Raw genomic sequence first — 16,429 nt, forward strand, 5'->3', positions numbered from 1 at the left:
CCGAACCGTCCTTCTTATCCGTCACATTCTCGAATGAGTCAACATTCACTATCACGCGCGTGAATAAATTTCTCGTGGAGCGATTTTGCGCTTCGCAGCCCTGCCGATCATGAGGCGAGCGGCCGGGAATTCGTCGCGATCGGGGATTGGGGGTGGTTCGGGAATCGGAGCTTCTTGCGCTCCAAGCATCGGTGGGCGGACCCTGCTCACGGATGCGGTCTGCGAACTGAATGACTTCCGGGTCCAGCGCGAAAGCGAGGAGTGATCGTTACGGCGGACAACCATGCGCTCCCGCGGAGGCGGGGACACGAAGATGTTTCGTTCAAGGACGAGCACGCCCCAAACAAGAACCGCCGGTCGATCGATCCCCAGGAAGGAAACGGCCGACCGGCGGAGCGTTCGCCTTGCTCTCGACGGGGACCTGGCCCCCTTGTCCTAGAAGCGCGCGTTCAGGCTCACCCAGTAGCTGCGCGCCTTGTCCTTGTTGTTGTAGTGATCAACGTAGGTCGGCGAGTAGGCACCGCTCACCGGATCCGGGACACCGAAATCGACATCATAGGCGCGGAAGTCCTGATCCAGCAGGTTGTTGACGCGCGCGGCGAAGGTCAGGTGATCGTTGATGCGATATTGCGCACCCAGATTCAGCACCTGATAGCTCTTGTAGAAAAGATGATTGCCGCTCCCATCAAGACCACGATATCGACGCGAGCGATGCTCGGCTGAAAGCTGCGCCGACAGGCCATCCGCTACCTGCCAGTCGAGCGTCGCATTGGCCATATGCTTTGCCGTCTGGGTCAGCGGCTGCCCCGCAGAATTGCCGGTCAACTGCTTGCTGTCGGTATAGGTGTAGTTGGCGCGGATCGAGAGGCCGGGGAAGAACTGGTAGCGCCCCGCCACCTCGGCGCCCTTGATGCGCGCCTTGTCGATGTTGATCGGCACGCTGATCGTGCCGCCGAGCCCCAGCACGGCCCAATAGTCGCCGAGATTGGCGCAGGGCCGCACGAAATTGGTCACCGCGCAGGGTTGGACAACTGTCGAAGCGATCTTGTCCTTGAACTTGTTGTGGAACAGCGTGACGTTGATGCCGCTGTGTGGTGACGGGTTCCAGTAGAGCGCGATCTCGCTGTTGACGCTGGTCTCGGGCTTCAGATCGGGGTTGCCGATGAAGGGACTGGTGCCCTGGCTGCCGAAACCGCGAATGCCGTCGTAGAGATCGGTGGTCTTGGGCGTCTTGTAGCCCGTGCTGACCCCGCCCTTCAGCGTCAGGGTCGGGTTGATCTCGAAGTTGGCATAGAGGCGCGGGCTGAGATGCCCTCCGAACAGATTATGGTCGTCGTAGCGCAGCCCGCCGGTGACCGTGAACCCGTCGACGATGGTCCAGTTGTCCTCGGCGAACAGCGACCAGATCTTGTGGTCCTGCACGGCGTCGATCCCGCCGACCGATGCTTCGAGGCCGAAGACCCCGTCGTCGAGCGCCCCGTCGATATATTGGCCGCCGATCACGAAATGATGCCGGCCGGCGAAATTCTCGACCGGGATGTCGACGCGCGCGTCGAGCGTATATTGCGCACTTTCCAGCGTGCGAAGCGGGCGCGGCAGGAAGGTGGATTCGGCAAGCGCGCGGCGCTGCGCAGTCGTCAGCCCGGCATAGGCGCCGGTCCCGCTGTACATCTGTTGCAGCAGCAGGCGCTCGGCGACCGAGAAGGGCATGGTGCGGCCCTTGTTGTTCGTCTTCACATAGGCGAGCGAGACGAAGCTGCGCGCGAAGCCCCAGTCGCCATGATGCGTGACGGCCCAGTTGAGCCGGTCGAAGACCTGTTCTTCGGTATAGCCGACGCGCGGCTGCACGACGCCGCCGCTCGCGCGCCAGATGCTCTCGATCCCGTCGAGCGTCCCGAGCGGATAGGTGATCGCGCCGGTGCCGGGATTGACGATCGGCGTGTTGTCATAGACCTGCTTCGAATAATCGATGTCGAAGACGAAGCTGTGGTCGGGCGACGGAGTGAAGCTGATCGAGCCGCCATAGCTGCGGTTGGTGTTCTTCACCGTCTTGCCGCCGGTACCGAAACCCAGGCCGCGAACGTGCGATACGCCGGCCGGGTCGACCGCCGGCGCGAAATCGGGCTCGGACGGATAGCGCTTGTAGATCGAGCCGCGCAGCTTCAGGCCGATGACGCCGGGCACCACCGGGCCGCTGAGATTGGCGTCGAACGTCATGTCGTCGCCGAAGGCCGTATCCTCCTGGATGCTGCGGCCGATCGTCGCCGACCCGCTCCAGCGATCGAGAACCTTCTTGGTGATGATGTTGATCACCCCGCCCAGCGCGTCGGCGCCATAGAGCGTCGAGGCGGGACCGCGAATGACCTCGATCCGTTCGATGGCGTCGAGCGGCGGAATATGATTGAACTGGTTGCCGCCGAAGCTGTTGGGGTAGATGTCGCCATGATTGTTCTGACGCCGACCGTCGATCATGATCAGCGTATAGTCGGACCCCATGCCACGGATGCTGATCGTCCGCTGCCCGGTCTTGTCCGACGTCTCGCCGACGTCGACCCCCTCGATGTCGCGCACCGCGTCGATCAGCGTGATGTAGGGACGCTGGCGCAGCTCCGCCTCGGTCACCACGGTGATGCTGGCGGGCGCATCGGTGATCTTCTGCTCGAAGCCCGCCGCGGTGACGACGATGGCGTCGGACTGATCGTCCGCCTCGACCGCGCAGGCCGGAACGGCGATCAGCGCGGCCAGAACGGACAGGGCTGCGCCTTCGCCGAGGCGGAGCGTGCGAGCGCGAACAATAGTGGTCATTGTATTCCCCCGATATTGCGAATAATTAGCAAGAATGTCGGGGCGCGACCTGATGCCAAGCGGGCGTCCGGTCAATCCGGAATGCGCGAATGACAGGCAGGAGCAACACTTTGTTACAATTGGCGCCAGGCGACCGGCCGGTCCGGATACCGGCTATCGCGCACCACATCGTCATCGTCGACGACGATGCGGGCGTCCGCACGCTGCTCGCCCGCATCCTGCGCGAATGCGGCTACGACGTGACCGGCGCCGCCGACGGCCGCGAACTGGAGGCCGCCATGACCGAGCGTCCGGTCGATCTGGTCCTGCTCGACATCATGCTGCCGGGCGAAAGCGGCCTCGACATCTGCCGCATGGTGCGGGCGCGCAGCCAAGTCCCGATCATCATGATCAGCGCCCGCGGGCAGGAAAGCGACCGCGTCACGGGCCTGGACATGGGCGCCGACGACTATATCGCCAAGCCGTTCGGCCGGGCGGAGGTCCTTGCACGCGTGCGCGCGGTGCTGCGCCGCGTCAGCGACCCGCACGTGCCGCTCGACATTCCGGCGCCGGAGCAATTCGACTTCGCCGGCTGGCGCTATCATTCGCGGCGCTGCGAGCTGATTTCGCCGTCGGGCGCGGAGGTCGAGCTGACCGCGGCGGAGCATGAACTGCTGCTGGCGCTCCTGCGCCATCCGCAGCGCATGATCGGCCGCGAGCGGCTGATCGAGATGACGCGCAGCCGGATCGGCACGCCGAACGACCGCAGCATCGACGTGCTGATCAGCCGCCTGCGCCGCAAGCTGGGGGACGGACGGAAATCGCGGCCGATCATCCGCACGATCCGCGGCGGCGGCTACATGCTCGCGGTCGACGTCCGCGCCGACTGACGATGGCGATGCGGCACCTGCGATCGATGGGGATGGTCGGGCGGATCGCGCTCGTCGTGGCGGCGGCGCTGCTGCTCGAACTGCTCGGCAACATCGCGCTGCACCGCTGGCAGGAACCCGAACTCGTTTCGGCGGACCAGGTTCGCCGCATCGCCGCGCGGCTGGTCGAGGCGGAGCGTGTCGCGGTCGCCGCGCCGGTGCCCGACCGGGGGCGTGCGATGCATGCGCTCGCCGGCGACGGCATGACGCTCAACTGGGTGGCGCGGACCGTGATCACCGACATCGGCGCGGCGCCGGTCCGGCTCGGCGCGATGCGCGACCGGATGACCCGCAGCGAGCCGAGCCTGGCCGCGGGCGAGTTGCGGCTGACCCTGATTCCCTCCACCGCGCCGGGGCGGCGCGACCTTCTCGGCGCGCGCCGTCTTGCCGACGGCTCGTTCGTGACATTTCGCATCAGCCCCTTTCTGGGCGCCCCGCCGCGTCCGAACATGGTCGTCGCGATGCACCTGCTGCTGACGCTGAGCGTGCTGCTGGTCGCGGTTCTGATGGTTCGCGCGCTCATTCGACCGCTGCGCGATCTCGCCGAAGCCGCGGACGCGACGGGGCACGGCCGCACCGGCGCCTTCCGCATCGACGGGCCGCCCGAGGTCCGCCGCGTCGCCGCCGCCTTTTCCGCGATGCAGGCGCGGCTGATCCGGACGATGGACGATCATACGCAATCGCTGATCGCCGTGTCGCACGACCTGCGCACGCCGATCCAGCGCCTGCATCTGCGCGCATCGCTGATCGACGACCCCGAGACGCGCGAAGCGATGGCCGTGGACCTTCGCGAGATGGAACATTTCATCGGGTCGACGCTATCCTATTTCCGCAGCGGCGATGAGGAAGCGCCCCGGCTCGTCGACCTTGCGGCCATCGTGACGACCGCGGTGGACACGGCCGCGGATCTGGGGGCCGACATCCGCTATCAGGGGCCAGACAGGTTCGAGACGATGGCGAGGCCGGTGGCGATGAAGCGCGCGATCACCAACCTGATCGACAACGCCCGCCGTCATGCGCGGCGGATCGACGTATCGATGCACACCGACCCCGAAGCCATAGCGATCGACATCGACGACGACGGACCCGGCATTGCCCCCGAGCTGCGCGCGGAAGCCGTGCTGCCGTTCCGGCGTCTGGAGGTCGGAGCAGCGCAACGGCCCGGCGGCGCCGGTCTCGGCCTCGCGGCCGCCGACCGCGCCATGGCCACAATGGGCGGAAAGCTGATCCTCGCCAACAGTCCGCTCGGGGGCCTGAAGGCTCGTCTGGCCTTTCCGAATTCCACCGAAGGGGCTTGAGACTGACGGATTCCGGCATCGTCATCCGATATTGCCGTGACGGTCGCAGACGACGAGCGCCGCGTCCGGCCGCGCGAGCGCGACCAGCGTCAGGCCCGCCTTCGCCGCGCGTTCGACCGCGAGGCTGGTCGGCGCAGAGATGGTGACCAGCACCGGGCAGCCGGCGCGAACGGTTTTTTCCACCAGCTCGTAGCTGCAACGCGCGGTGAGCAGGATGAAACCGGTGCCGGGGTCGATGCCTTCGCCGGCGAGCGCCCCGATCAGCTTGTCGAGCGCATTGTGCCGCCCGACATCCTCGCGGGCGCGCAGGATCGCGCCGTCGGGCGTACAGAATGCCGCGGCGTGCACCGCGCCCGTGGCCTGCCCCAGCGGCTGATGATCGTGCAGCGCCGCCAGCGCGCGGGCGATCGCGCCGCGATCGGTCGCGATCCGCGCCTTCACCTCGGGCAGCGGCCTCAGGACCTGGGCGATATTCTCCATCCCGCAGATGCCGCAACTGCTTTCGGTGACGCGCAGCCGCGCGCGATCGAAGGCCCGGTCGGCATGTTCGGCGGGCAAGGCGATGCGGGCGACCATCCCCCCTTCGACTGCGTGAACATCGACCGAAAGGATCTGGTCGATCCGCTCGATCATGCCCTCGCTGAGCGCGAAACCGAGGGCGTAATCCCGCAGATCGGACGGCGTCGCCATCATGACCGCATAGCCGATTCCGCATATCTCGATCGAGACGGGCATCTCGATCGCAATGCTGCGCCGCAGTTCGGAATCGCCCGGATCGGCCAGGCCGATCCGGCGCACCGCAAGTTCGATGGTCCGTAATTCGGGCAAGATCGTCGTACCTCGTTCACGCATCGTCTGGCGGACCGGCCGTGGTTCGGCGCGCGCGGGGCCGCAGCTTCCCCATTCTCGCACGAGACCGGGATGCGATAGCCGGTGGAAAAGGAGCGCCCGACGTGCTTAGTTGCCCCGACATATGGGACATGGCTGATCATGGCTGACGACACTCCGCGCTACAAGCCCTACGACCGCCCGGCCGGAGGCTGGGGCGCGGCCGCGGCGACCGCCAAGGTGCTCCTCGAACAGAGCGTCGTCACCAAGGGGTCGCGCGCGTTGCTCGCCATGAATCAACCGGGCGGCTTCAAATGCCCGAGCTGCGCCTTTCCCGACGCCGACTGCAAGAAGACGCTGGAATTCTGCGAAAACGGCGCGAAGGCGCTGGCGCATGAGGCCACGAAGTTCCGGGTGACGCGCGAGTTCTTCGCCGAACACAGCGTCACCGCGCTCATGGAGAAATCCGACTATTGGCTCGAAATGCAGGGACGCCTCACCGAGCCGATGCGGTACGATCCGGCGAGCGACAGATATGTGCCCTGCCCATGGGACGAGGCCTTCGCGCTGATCGGCGAGCATCTGCGCGCGCTCGACAGCCCGCATGAAGCGGAATTCTATACGTCCGGCCGAACGCCCAACGAGGCCGCCTTCCTTTATTCCATCTTCGTGCGCCAGTTCGGCACCAACAATTTTCCCGACTGCTCGAACATGTGCCACGAGCCGACGAGCCGGGGCCTGCCGCCGTCCATCGGGGTCGGCAAGGGCACGGTCGTGCTCGAGGATTTCGAGCATGCCGAGGCGATCTTCATCATCGGACAGAATACCGGCACCAATTCGCCGCGCATGATGACCAATCTGGTCGAGGCGCGCAAACGCGGCATCCCGATCGTGGCGATCAATCCGATGCCCGAACGCGCGCTCATCAAGTTCACCGAGCCGCAGGACGTCGTCCAGATGGCCACATTCGGTTCGACGCCGATCGCCAGCGAATTCGTCCACGTCCGAATCGGCGGCGATCTGGCGATACTCAAGGGCATGATGAAGGTCATGTTCGAGCGCGAGGCGCAGGGCGAGCCGGTCCTCGACCACGCCTTCATCGCCGAGCATACGTCGGGCCTGGAGGCGGTGCGCGACGAGGTGATGGCGCTCGACTGGGCCGACATCGTCGCCCATTCCGGCGTCGAGGAAGACCAGATCCGGCGATGCGCCGAAATCTACATCCGCTCGAAGGCGACCATCATCTGCTACGGCATGGGACTGACTCAGCATCAACTGGGTTCGCAGCTCGTCCAGCAGGTCGCGAACATCCTTCTCCTCAAGGGCAATTTCGGTCGGCCGGGCGCCGGAATCTCCCCCATCCGCGGCCATTCCAACGTCCAGGGCGACCGGACCGTCGGCATCAACGAAAGGCCCTCGCAGGCCTATCTCGACCGCGTGCGCGATGTCTTCGGGTTCGAACCCCCGCGCGAGCATGGGCACCACACCGTCGAATCGGTGGAGGCGATGCTGAAGGGCACCGCGAAGGTCTTCATCGGCATGGGCGGCAATTTTGTCCGCGCCGTGCCCGATACCGATCTGGCCTATTCGGCGATGCGCGGGCTGGCGCTGACCGTCGGCATCGCCACCAAGCTCAACCGCGGCCACCTCGTCCATGGCCGCGACGCGCTCATCCTGCCGGTGATCGCACGCTCCGAACGGATCGAGACGGCGGCGGGCGAGCAGTTCGTCACGATCGAGGATTCGATGTCGAACGTCACGGCGTCGCGCGGCGTGCTGGAGCCCGCGAGCGAACATCTGAAGTCCGAGGTGGAGATCGTCTGCCGCATCGCGATGGCGACGCTTCCCGACAGCCGGATTCCCTGGGAATCCTATATCCACGACTATGGCCTCATCCGTGACCGGATCGCCGACGTCTATCCCGAAATCTACGCCGACTTCCCGGCGCGGATCCGGGACCCGAAGGGATTCCATCTCGACATCCCGCCGCGGCGGCTGGTCTGGCCGACCCCGAACGGCAAGGCGAATTTCCTGCTGCTGCCGGGTCTGGAAGTCGACGCGCGGGTCGACGACCCCGCGATGCTGAGGCTGGCGACGGTGCGTTCGCACGATCAGTTCAACACGACAATCTACAGCTACAGCGACCGCTATCGCGGCGTCTACAACGATCGCATGATCCTGTTCATGAACGCGGACGACCGCATCGCGCGCGGGCTGGAAAAGGGCGCGACCGTCGCGCTCGAAACGATCAGCACCAACGGGGTTCGGCGGCGGGTCGATGCGCTCACGATCATCGACTATCCGATGCCGCGCGGCGCGGTCGCAGGCTATTACCCCGAACTCAATCCGCTGCTGCCGCTCGACCATTACGACCGGATGAGCGGCACGCCAGCGGCCAAATCGATTCCGGTCCGCGTGGTGCCCGCCTGAACCTCCGCACCGGCAGGAGATTCCCATGGCGACCGCGACGCCCGATTTCGCAGCGGGCCGAGCATTCGATCATGCAGCATTTGCGATGGATGCCCCGCGAGGATTCGAACCTCGATAGACGGAATCAGAATCCGTAGTCTTACCATTAGACGACGGGGCAATGAGGCGGGCGCAATATGATTGCGCGACCGTCCTGTCAAGGCCGGTACGCCCATGCACAAGCACGCTTGCCCTCGCGCGAATCGCCGCTAGCATCGCGTCGATAACAATGGGGCCGCTCCCCGGGTGCAGGCCCCGCCGATGGAGGTGGACTGATGCGTCATGTCGCGATCGTCGGGTCGGGCCCGGCGGGCTATTATACCGCCGAAACCTTGCAGAAAGCCGACGATATCGCGATCGACGTCATCGACCGCCTGCCCGTCCCCTATGGCCTGATCCGCACCGGAGTCGCCCCCGACCATCAGTCGATCAAGGCGGTGTCGCGGCGCTATGAAGGCGTCGCGCTGACCGACAATGTCCGCTTCGTCGGCCATGTCGCGGTCGGCAGCGATGTCGGCATCGACGAACTGACCGATCTTTACGACGCCGTCGTGCTCGCCACCGGCGCGCCGCACGACCGGCCGCTCGCGATTCCGGGGGCCGACCGCCCGGGCGTGATCGGCAGCGCGGCCTTCGTCGGCTGGTACAACGGCCACCCCGATTTCGCCGACCTGAATCCGCCGCTCGACGCCCCCGGCGTCGCGGTGATCGGCAACGGCAATGTCGCGCTCGACGTCGCGCGCATCCTCGCCAAGACGCCCGCCGAGTTCGCCGGCAGCGACATCGTCGCGCACGCGCGCGAAGCGCTGGCGGCGAGCGGCGTGCGGCATATCCACATCCTCGGCCGCCGCGGCCCGCACCAGATCGCGATGACGCCGAAGGAGCTTGGCGAGCTGGGCCATCTCGAGCGCGCCAGCCCGCGCGTCGACCCCGCCGACCTGCCGCCCGAGGGCGACGACGCGATGCTCGAACCCGGCATGCGCAAGTCGGTGACGCATCTGCGCAGTTTCGCCGCCAATCCGGTCGCCAAGCCGGTGACGATCGATTTCGACTTCTTCGCCATGCCGGTCGCGATCGAGGGCACCGAGAGCGGGAACGGCCGCGTCCAGCGCGTCATCGTCGAGAAGACCGAACTCGACGCCGAACTGCGCAGCCACGGCACCGGCGAGCGCTACGCGATCGAGGCGGGGCTGGTGATCAGCTGCATCGGTTACCAGACGCCGCCGATCCCCGGCGTCCCCTATGAGCATGGCCGCGGCCGCTTCGCCAACGACGAGGGGCGCATCCTGCCCGGCCTCTATTGCGTCGGCTGGGCAAGGCGCGGGCCGAGCGGAACGATCGGCACCAACAAGCCCGACGGCATGCACATCGCCGAGATGGTGCTCGCGGACATCGGCCGCGGCGCCGACAAGGCGGGACGCCCCGGCCTCGACGCGCTGCTCGCGAGCCGCGGCGTGTCGCCCGTCACCTTCCGCGACTGGCGGCGGATCGAGGACGCCGAGGTCAAGGCCGCGCTCGACGGCAATCCGCGCGAGAAGTTCACCAGCGTCGAGGCGATGCTCGCCGCGATCGGCCGCTGATGGAGCATGCCCGCGCGGCGCTGCGCTGGCTGCTCGCGCTCGCTTATGCCTATGCGGGCTACCGACATCTGGCGACACCCGCGCCCTTCCTCGCCATCACCCCGCCGTGGGTGCCGCAGCCTGCTTTCGTCGTCGCGGCGACCGGCGTTGCGGAGATCGCAGGGGCAGCGGGGCTGCTTTTTCCCGCCATGCGCCGGACGGCCGGCTGGGCGCTCGCCCTCTATGCGCTGTGCGTCTGGCCCGCCAATGTGCATCATGCGGTTCATCATATCGCGATCGACGGCACGACGCTGGGCTGGGGATATCACGCGCCGCGCCTCGCCGCACAACCTCTGATCATCTGGTGGGCGCTATGGACGAGCGGCGCAATCGAATGGCCGTTCGGGCGACGGCACGCCCGCGAGCGCGCACGCCGACCATAGCGCGCAGCGCTATTTCACGACCGGGGTTTCGATCGGCGGTTGCCCCTTGCGGCTCGCGGCATAGGTCTCGACCGCCTTCAGCACGCGCAGCATGTTGCCGCTGGCGATCTTCTGAAGCTCGGCCTGCGTGTAGCCGCGCTTCGCCAACTCGACGAATAGCGCCGGATAGCCCGACACGTCCTCCATCCCGACCGGCGCCGAATCCATACCGTCATAATCGCCGCCGAGCCCGATGTGGTCGACCCCGATCGCTTTCTTCAGATAGTCGACATGGTCGGCCACCTTCGCGACATCGGTCGTCGGCGCGGGGTTCGCCCTGTCCCAGTCGGCCAGCGCCCTTTTCGCCGCGGCGGGATCGCCCGGATACTGCGCCTTCAGCCGCGCCTGCTCGGCGGTGCGCGACAGGCCGTGCGCGCGGACGTCGGCATCGAGGAAGCCGGGCAGCAGCACGACCATGACGATGCCGCCGTTCGCCTTGACGAGCGGGAGCACCGAATCGGGGACGTTGCGCGGATGATCGTTGATCCCGCGCACTCCCGAATGGCTGAACATCACCGGCGCGCGCGACGCTTCGAGCGCGTCCTTCATCGTCGCCTCGCTGGTGTGGCTGAGGTCGACGATCATGCCGAGGCGGTTCATCTCCTGCACCACCTGGCGCCCGAAATCGGTCAGCCCGTCGTGCACCGGCGCATCGGTGGCGCTGTCGCCCCACGGGGTCGCCCGGCCGTGCGTCAGCGTCATGTAGCGCGCGCCGAGCGCATACATGTCGCGCAGCACCGCCAGCGAGGAGGCGATCGACTGGCCGCCTTCCATCCCCAGCATGCCGGCGATCCGGCCCGCCTTCATCGCCTTTTCGAGCTCGGCCGAATTCGTCGCCAGAGCGAGGTCGTCGGGATAGCGCGCGATGAGCCGCTTCATCACGTCGATCTGTTCGAGCGTCTGCACGACCGCTTCGGATTCATCGTCGTTCGACGGGACGTAGACCGACCAGAATTGCGCGCCGACGCGCCCCTTGCGCAGCCGCGCAAGATCGGTGTGCATCGGCTGAACCGGCGGCGTCGCGCCGGGCTTCGCGGTGTGCTGCGTGTCGCGGAAATCGAAATCGTTGATCATGTTGCCCACGCGCCCGCGCAGCGCCCAGGGCACGTCGTTGTGGCCGTCGAACACCGGCGCGGCCTTGAGCGCGGCCTCGGCGACCGCCTCGGGCGACGACTGCGCCGCGGCGGGAACGGAAACAAGGGCGAGGGCGGCAAGGCCGCCGAGGAGCATGGTTCTGGTCATGGGGCGCGACCTTAAGCGCCGCGACGCGGAAATCGAGCCCCAATTTCGATCGTCGATGCCAGCCGCACCCCGCGGCGCGGCGGTCCGGCTTGACGCGCGAGTCCGCGCGGCGCAGCATTGCCGTTTCGCCGCGCATCTTTCGTCTGGAGAAATATCAACATGACCGACATGGCCCGAGGCTGGCCCACCGAAGCCGAGACGCTTCTCGACGACCTCGTCACCCTGCGCCGCGCGATCCACCGCGAACCCGAGCTGGGCCTGCAGAATCCGAAGACGCTCGCGAAGATCAAGGATGCACTCGCCGGACTGCCGCTCGAACTGCGCGAGGGGCCGTCGACCACCGGCCTGGTCGCCATCCTCCGCGGCCCCGCCAACGGCCGCACCGTGCTGCTGCGCGGCGACATGGACGCGCTGCCGCTGGTCGAGGACACCGGACTCGATTTCACGTCCGAAACCAGCGGCGCGATGCACGCCTGCGGGCACGACACCCATGTCGCGATGCTCGTCGGCGCGGCAAAGCTGCTGTGCGCGGCGCGCGAGCGGTTGGCCGGCACGGTGATGTTCATGTTCCAGCCGGGCGAGGAGGGGCACCACGGCGCGCGCTTCATGCTGGAGGACGGCCTGCTCGATCCGCTGCCCGATGCTGCCTTCGCGCTCCACATCATGCCCAACGCACCGCACGGCGTCTTCGCCGGGCGCGCCGGGCCGCTGCTCGCCTCGTCCGACGTGCTCCAGATCACCGTCAAGGGCGCGGGCGGCCATGCCTCGATGCCGCAGGACGCGGTCGACCCGATTCCCGTGGCCTGCGAGATCGTCACCGCGATCCAGACGATGGTGACGCGCCGCGTCTCGGTCTTCGACCCCGCGGTCGTCACCGTCGCGAAGATCGCGGCGGGTACGACGTACAACATCATCCCAGAAACGGCCGAGATGCTCGGCACGATCCGCACCCTGTCGCCGCACTGCCGCGCGATGGTCGCGAAGGAACTGAAGCGCCTCGCCCCCGCGATCGCCGAAGCGCACGGCTGCACCGCCGAGGTGGATATCGAGGAAGGCTTCCCCGTCACCATCTGCGACAGCCGCGCCGTCGCCTTCGGCCAGTCGGTGGTCGAATCGACGTTCGGCGAGGCGGCGTGGCTGACGATGGACAATCCGGTGATGGGCGCGGAGGATTTCTCCTACGTCCTCGAAAAGGTGCCCGGCGCGATGTTCTGGCTGGGCGCGAGCGAGGCAGGCAGCGACTGGCGGTCGTGCTGCGGCCTGCATTCGAACCGCATGGTGCTCGACGAAAAGGTCATGGCACGCGGCGCGGCGCTCCACGCGGCGCTGGCGGAACAGTTTCTGAGCGAGGGGTTCGGATAGAGAAAATCTCACGCAAAGGCGCGAAGGCGCAAAGGAGGGGCGATATTGGATATCGAGGAATTGGCGAGAATCACCGTCGATTGCGGATTTCATTTGCACAAGAATCTGGGTCCGGGACTGCTCGAATCGGTCTATGAGGCGATCATGTTCGACCAACTCGCACGTCGTGGCCTCGGCGTTCAGAGACAGGCGCCGATTCCGATCCGCTATGATGGCGTCGAATTGCCCGAAGGCTTTCGGGCCGACCTTCTGATCGACGGAAAATTGCTCGTCGAACTCAAATCGGTGGAGCGGCTATCGCCGCTGCACGGCAAACAGGTGCTGACCTATCTTCGCCTGCTCGACCTTCCGCTCGGCCTGCTCATTAACTTTGGCGGTGAAACCTTCAAAGAGGGCATCCGGCGCGTCGCGAACAATTATCGCGGCTGACATATTTTCTTCTTTGCGCCTTCGCGCCTTTGCGTGAGATTTTCCTACGCCAACCTCAAGGCACCAAGACCGTGTCGACCGCCTCGGGCAGCATGTCGGGATAGTCGAGCGTATAGTGCAGCCCGCGGCTTTCCTTGCGGTGGAGGGCGCTGCGGACGATCAGTTCGGCGCATTGTAGCAGGTTGCGCAGTTCGATCAGGTCGGTCGTCACGCGGAAATGGCCGTAATAATCCTCGATCTCGTGCGTCAGCATGTTGATGCGGTGCTGCGCGCGTTCGAGCCGCTTGGTCGTGCGGACGATGCCGACGTAATTCCACATGAAGCGGCGAATCTCGGTCCAGTTCTGCTTGATGACCACCTCTTCATCCGAATCGGTGACGCGGCTTTCGTCCCACGGGCGGATCGCGGGGGGGGCGTCGAGTTCGTCCCAGCGTGCGACGATGTCGCGTGCCGCCGCCTCGCCGAACACGAAGCATTCGAGCAGGCTGTTCGACGCGAGGCGATTCGCGCCGTGCAGCCCGCTTTCGGTGCATTCGCCCGCGGCGTAGAGGCCGGGCAGGTCGGTGCGCCCGGCGAGGTCGATCAATACTCCGCCGCACGTATAATGCTGCGCCGGCACCACCGGGATCGGCCCCGTCGTCATGTCGATGCCGAGCGTCAGCAGCTTTTCGTGGATGTTCGGGAAATGCCCCGCGACGAAAGCGGGATCGCGGTCGCTGATGTCGAGGTGGACATAGTCGAGGCCGTAGCGCTTGATCTGGTCGTCGTTCGCGCGCGCGACGACGTCGCGCGGCGCCAGTTCGGCGCGCGGGTCGTAATCGGGCATGTAGCGGTGGCCGGTCACCGGATGCTTCAATATCCCGCCTTCGCCGCGCACCGCCTCGGTGATCAGGAAATTCTTGACCTCCAGATTGTAGAGGCAGGTCGGGTGGAACTGCATCATCTCCATGTTGGAGACGCGCGCGCCCGCGCGCCACGCCATCGCGATGCCGTCGCCGGTCGCGCCGCGCGGCGCGGTCGAGAATTGATAGACGCGCCCCGCCCCGCCGCTGGCAAGGATCGTCGCGCGGCCGACATGCGCGTGGACCTGCCCGGTCGCCTCGTCGAGCGCATAGACGCCCCAGACGCGGCCCGACCCCGAATAGCGTTCCTCGTGCCGGCCGGTGATCAGGTCGATGCACGCCTGTCCCGGCAGCAGCGTGATGTTCGGGTGCTCCTCCGCCGTCTTGAGCAGCGCCGCCTGCACTGCCCAGCCGGTCGCGTCGTCGACATGGACGATGCGGCGGTGCGAATGCCCGCCCTCGCGCGTCAGATGCAGCGCGCCTTTTTCCATGTTGAAGGGGACGCCCATCTGGATCAGCCGTTCGATGGCATGCGGCGCATTCTCGACGACGCACTCGACCGTTTCGCGCCGGTTGAGCCCCGCGCCCGCGACCATCGTGTCCTCGATATGATTTTCGAACGTGTCGCCGGCGTCGAGCACCGCCGCGATCCCGCCCTGCGCCCAGGCGGTCGACCCGCCGGTCAGATTGCCCTTGGCGAGGACGAGCACCCGGCAATGGTCGGCAAGGCTGATCGCCGCGGTCAGCCCCGCGGCACCGGAGCCGATGATGATGACGTCGTGGGATGCTGCTCCGGTCATGCGCCTCCCCTCCCGCAGGCGGGAGGGGTCGGGGGTGGGCCCGAATTCAACGCGGCAAGAATCGCCATCAACACACCTTCCAGATTCGACACAACATCGGCGTTTGCAAAACGTAGCGTCTGATACCCTTGCGAGCGCAGATAGCCATCCCTGCGCCGATCTTCATCCTGTCGCGATTCATGAGAGATACCATCGAGTTCGACGACCAGCTTTGCTTCGCGACAAAGAAAATCGGCCACATAGGGGCCTATCGGCATTTGCCTGCTGAATTTCCAGCCTTCGAGCTGGCGCCTGGACAATGCGCGCCATAATATTCGTTCGGACGGCGTGGCTTCCCGGCGAAGCCTTTGCGCTTTCAGCGTCTCGCGCGGGCGAAACTTGCGGACAGGCCCACCCCCGGCCCCTCCCGCCTGCGGGAGGGGAGGAAAAGCGCTGCTTTCATCCATTCGCCGCCCGCGTCAGGTTCAGGAACACGTCCTCCAGATCGGCTTCGCGCGTCGAGACGTCGACGATGCCGTGGCCCATCGCATTCACCGCCGCGAGCACCTCGCCCGCGTTCATCCGGTCCTTGTTGTAGGCGATGGCGAGCCCGCGCTCGCCCTCGCGCTCGACCCGGTCGAAGGCGGGGTGCGACGGCAGCACGGTGATGTCGCGGTCGAGCGTGACCACCACCACCTTCTCTCGCGCCATGTCGACCATCTCGCGCGTCGGCTTGTTGGCGATCAGCCGGCCGTGGTTGATGATCGCGATGCGATCGCACAGCTCCTCGGCCTCTTCCAGATAATGGGTGGTCAGCACCACGGTGACGCCGCGGTCGTTGAGGCGCTGGACATAGTCCCAGAGCTGCTGGCGAAGCTCGATGTCGACCCCGGCGGTCGGTTCGTCGAGGACGATGATCGGCGGCGAGTGGACCATCGCCTTGGCGACGAGCAGGCGGCGCTTCATCCCCCCGGACAGAGTGCGGGCGTAGGCGTCGCGCTTGTCGGCGAGGTGCACCGCGGCGAGCAGTTCGTCCGAAATGCGCTGCGCCTTCGGCACGCCATAGAGTCCGGCCTGGATCTCGAGAGTCTCATAAGGGGTGAAAAAGGGGTCGAAGACGATTTCCTGCGGCACGATGCCGATCGAATATTTGGCGTTGCGCGGGTCGGCGTCGATGTCGAAGCCCCAGATGCTGGCACGGCCGCTCGTCTTGTTGACCAGCCCGGCGAGGATGTTGATCAGCGTCGACTTGCCCGCGCCATTGGGGCCGAGCAGGCCGAATATCTGCCCGCGCGGCACCTCGAAGCTGACATGGTCGAGCGCCTGCTTGCCGCCGGCATAGATTTTGGAGACGGCGTCGATGCGGATCGCGGCTTCACTCATCGCGCCTCCATAGCCTTCGCCCCGCGCGGACGAAAGGGGCTGG

General features: G+C 66.4%; 13 protein-coding genes and 1 tRNA gene. 7 read left to right on the forward strand and 7 right to left on the reverse strand.

Features of this window, described 5'->3' with window-relative positions:
- Positions 1 to 435: 435 nt before the first annotated feature.
- The gene (locus AC2S9W_RS03000; RefSeq protein ID WP_067186430.1) at positions 436 to 2,805 is read right to left on the reverse strand and encodes a TonB-dependent receptor domain-containing protein; all 2,370 of its coding nucleotides are present in this window, start codon (positions 2,803 to 2,805) and stop codon (positions 436 to 438) included.
- A 110-nt stretch (positions 2,806 to 2,915) separates the two neighbouring features.
- On the opposite strand from AC2S9W_RS03000, the gene AC2S9W_RS03005 reads away from it, so the two are divergent.
- The gene (locus AC2S9W_RS03005) at positions 2,916 to 3,674 is read left to right on the forward strand and encodes a response regulator transcription factor (RefSeq protein ID WP_286748612.1); all 759 of its coding nucleotides are present in this window, start codon (positions 2,916 to 2,918) and stop codon (positions 3,672 to 3,674) included.
- 8 nt (positions 3,675 to 3,682) lie between these two features.
- Positions 3,683 to 5,011: an ATP-binding protein gene (locus AC2S9W_RS03010; protein WP_158682344.1), complete on the forward strand. Its 1,329-nt coding sequence runs from the start codon at positions 3,683 to 3,685 to the stop codon at positions 5,009 to 5,011.
- Between the two features lie 21 nt (positions 5,012 to 5,032).
- On the opposite strand, the gene fdhD is transcribed toward AC2S9W_RS03010, so the two are convergent.
- The gene (gene fdhD / locus AC2S9W_RS03015) at positions 5,033 to 5,863 is read right to left on the reverse strand and encodes a formate dehydrogenase accessory sulfurtransferase FdhD (protein WP_082737382.1); all 831 of its coding nucleotides are present in this window, start codon (positions 5,861 to 5,863) and stop codon (positions 5,033 to 5,035) included.
- A gap of 138 nt (positions 5,864 to 6,001) precedes the next feature.
- Here fdhD and AC2S9W_RS03020 point away from each other — a divergent pair, with 138 nt between their 5' ends.
- Positions 6,002 to 8,269: an FdhF/YdeP family oxidoreductase gene (locus AC2S9W_RS03020; RefSeq protein WP_486571611.1), complete on the forward strand. Its 2,268-nt coding sequence runs from the start codon at positions 6,002 to 6,004 to the stop codon at positions 8,267 to 8,269.
- 86 nt (positions 8,270 to 8,355) lie between these two features.
- Here AC2S9W_RS03020 and AC2S9W_RS03025 read toward each other — a convergent pair.
- Positions 8,356 to 8,429, reverse strand: a tRNA-Gln gene (locus AC2S9W_RS03025).
- 154 nt (positions 8,430 to 8,583) lie between these two features.
- Between AC2S9W_RS03025 and AC2S9W_RS03030 the strand changes: the two genes are divergently transcribed.
- A complete protein-coding gene (locus AC2S9W_RS03030; RefSeq protein ID WP_486571612.1) occupies positions 8,584 to 9,888 on the forward strand; it encodes an FAD-dependent oxidoreductase in 1,305 nt (434 codons plus the stop codon).
- On the forward strand, positions 9,888 to 10,310 hold the full coding sequence (locus AC2S9W_RS03035) for a DoxX family protein (protein ID WP_067186441.1): 423 nt from the start codon (positions 9,888 to 9,890) through the stop codon (positions 10,308 to 10,310). The genes AC2S9W_RS03030 and AC2S9W_RS03035 overlap by 1 nt, the downstream gene beginning before the upstream one ends.
- A 9-nt stretch (positions 10,311 to 10,319) precedes the next feature.
- On the opposite strand, the gene AC2S9W_RS03040 is transcribed toward AC2S9W_RS03035, so the two are convergent.
- On the reverse strand, positions 10,320 to 11,591 hold the full coding sequence (locus AC2S9W_RS03040) for a dipeptidase (RefSeq protein ID WP_067186443.1): 1,272 nt from the start codon (positions 11,589 to 11,591) through the stop codon (positions 10,320 to 10,322).
- Positions 11,592 to 11,750: 159 nt separating this feature from the next.
- Between AC2S9W_RS03040 and AC2S9W_RS03045 the strand changes: the two genes are divergently transcribed.
- Together AC2S9W_RS03045 and AC2S9W_RS03050 are read left to right on the forward strand one after the other, a co-directional pair.
- The gene (locus AC2S9W_RS03045) at positions 11,751 to 12,953 is read left to right on the forward strand and encodes a M20 metallopeptidase family protein (RefSeq protein WP_082737383.1); all 1,203 of its coding nucleotides are present in this window, start codon (positions 11,751 to 11,753) and stop codon (positions 12,951 to 12,953) included.
- A gap of 60 nt (positions 12,954 to 13,013) precedes the next feature.
- A complete protein-coding gene (locus AC2S9W_RS03050) occupies positions 13,014 to 13,382 on the forward strand; it encodes a GxxExxY protein (protein WP_404950427.1) in 369 nt (122 codons plus the stop codon).
- Positions 13,383 to 13,437: 55 nt separating this feature from the next.
- Here the strand turns inward: AC2S9W_RS03050 and nadB are convergent, their stop codons facing one another.
- The 3 genes from nadB to AC2S9W_RS03065 are packed head-to-tail and all read right to left on the reverse strand — an operon-like array spanning position 13,438 to position 16,386.
- Complete coding sequence (gene nadB / locus AC2S9W_RS03055) at positions 13,438 to 15,024, reverse strand: L-aspartate oxidase (protein ID WP_486571613.1); 1,587 nt, start codon at positions 15,022 to 15,024, stop codon at positions 13,438 to 13,440.
- Entirely contained in the window at positions 15,021 to 15,470 is a 450-nt protein-coding gene (locus AC2S9W_RS03060; RefSeq protein WP_076077351.1) for an endonuclease domain-containing protein, read from the reverse strand. The genes nadB and AC2S9W_RS03060 overlap by 4 nt, the downstream gene beginning before the upstream one ends.
- A complete protein-coding gene (locus tag AC2S9W_RS03065; RefSeq protein ID WP_067111773.1) occupies positions 15,463 to 16,386 on the reverse strand; it encodes an ABC transporter ATP-binding protein in 924 nt (307 codons plus the stop codon). The genes AC2S9W_RS03060 and AC2S9W_RS03065 overlap by 8 nt, the downstream gene beginning before the upstream one ends.
- Positions 16,387 to 16,429: the final 43 nt, after the last annotated feature.

It is taken from the genome of Sphingopyxis sp. 550B (assembly GCF_057401805.1).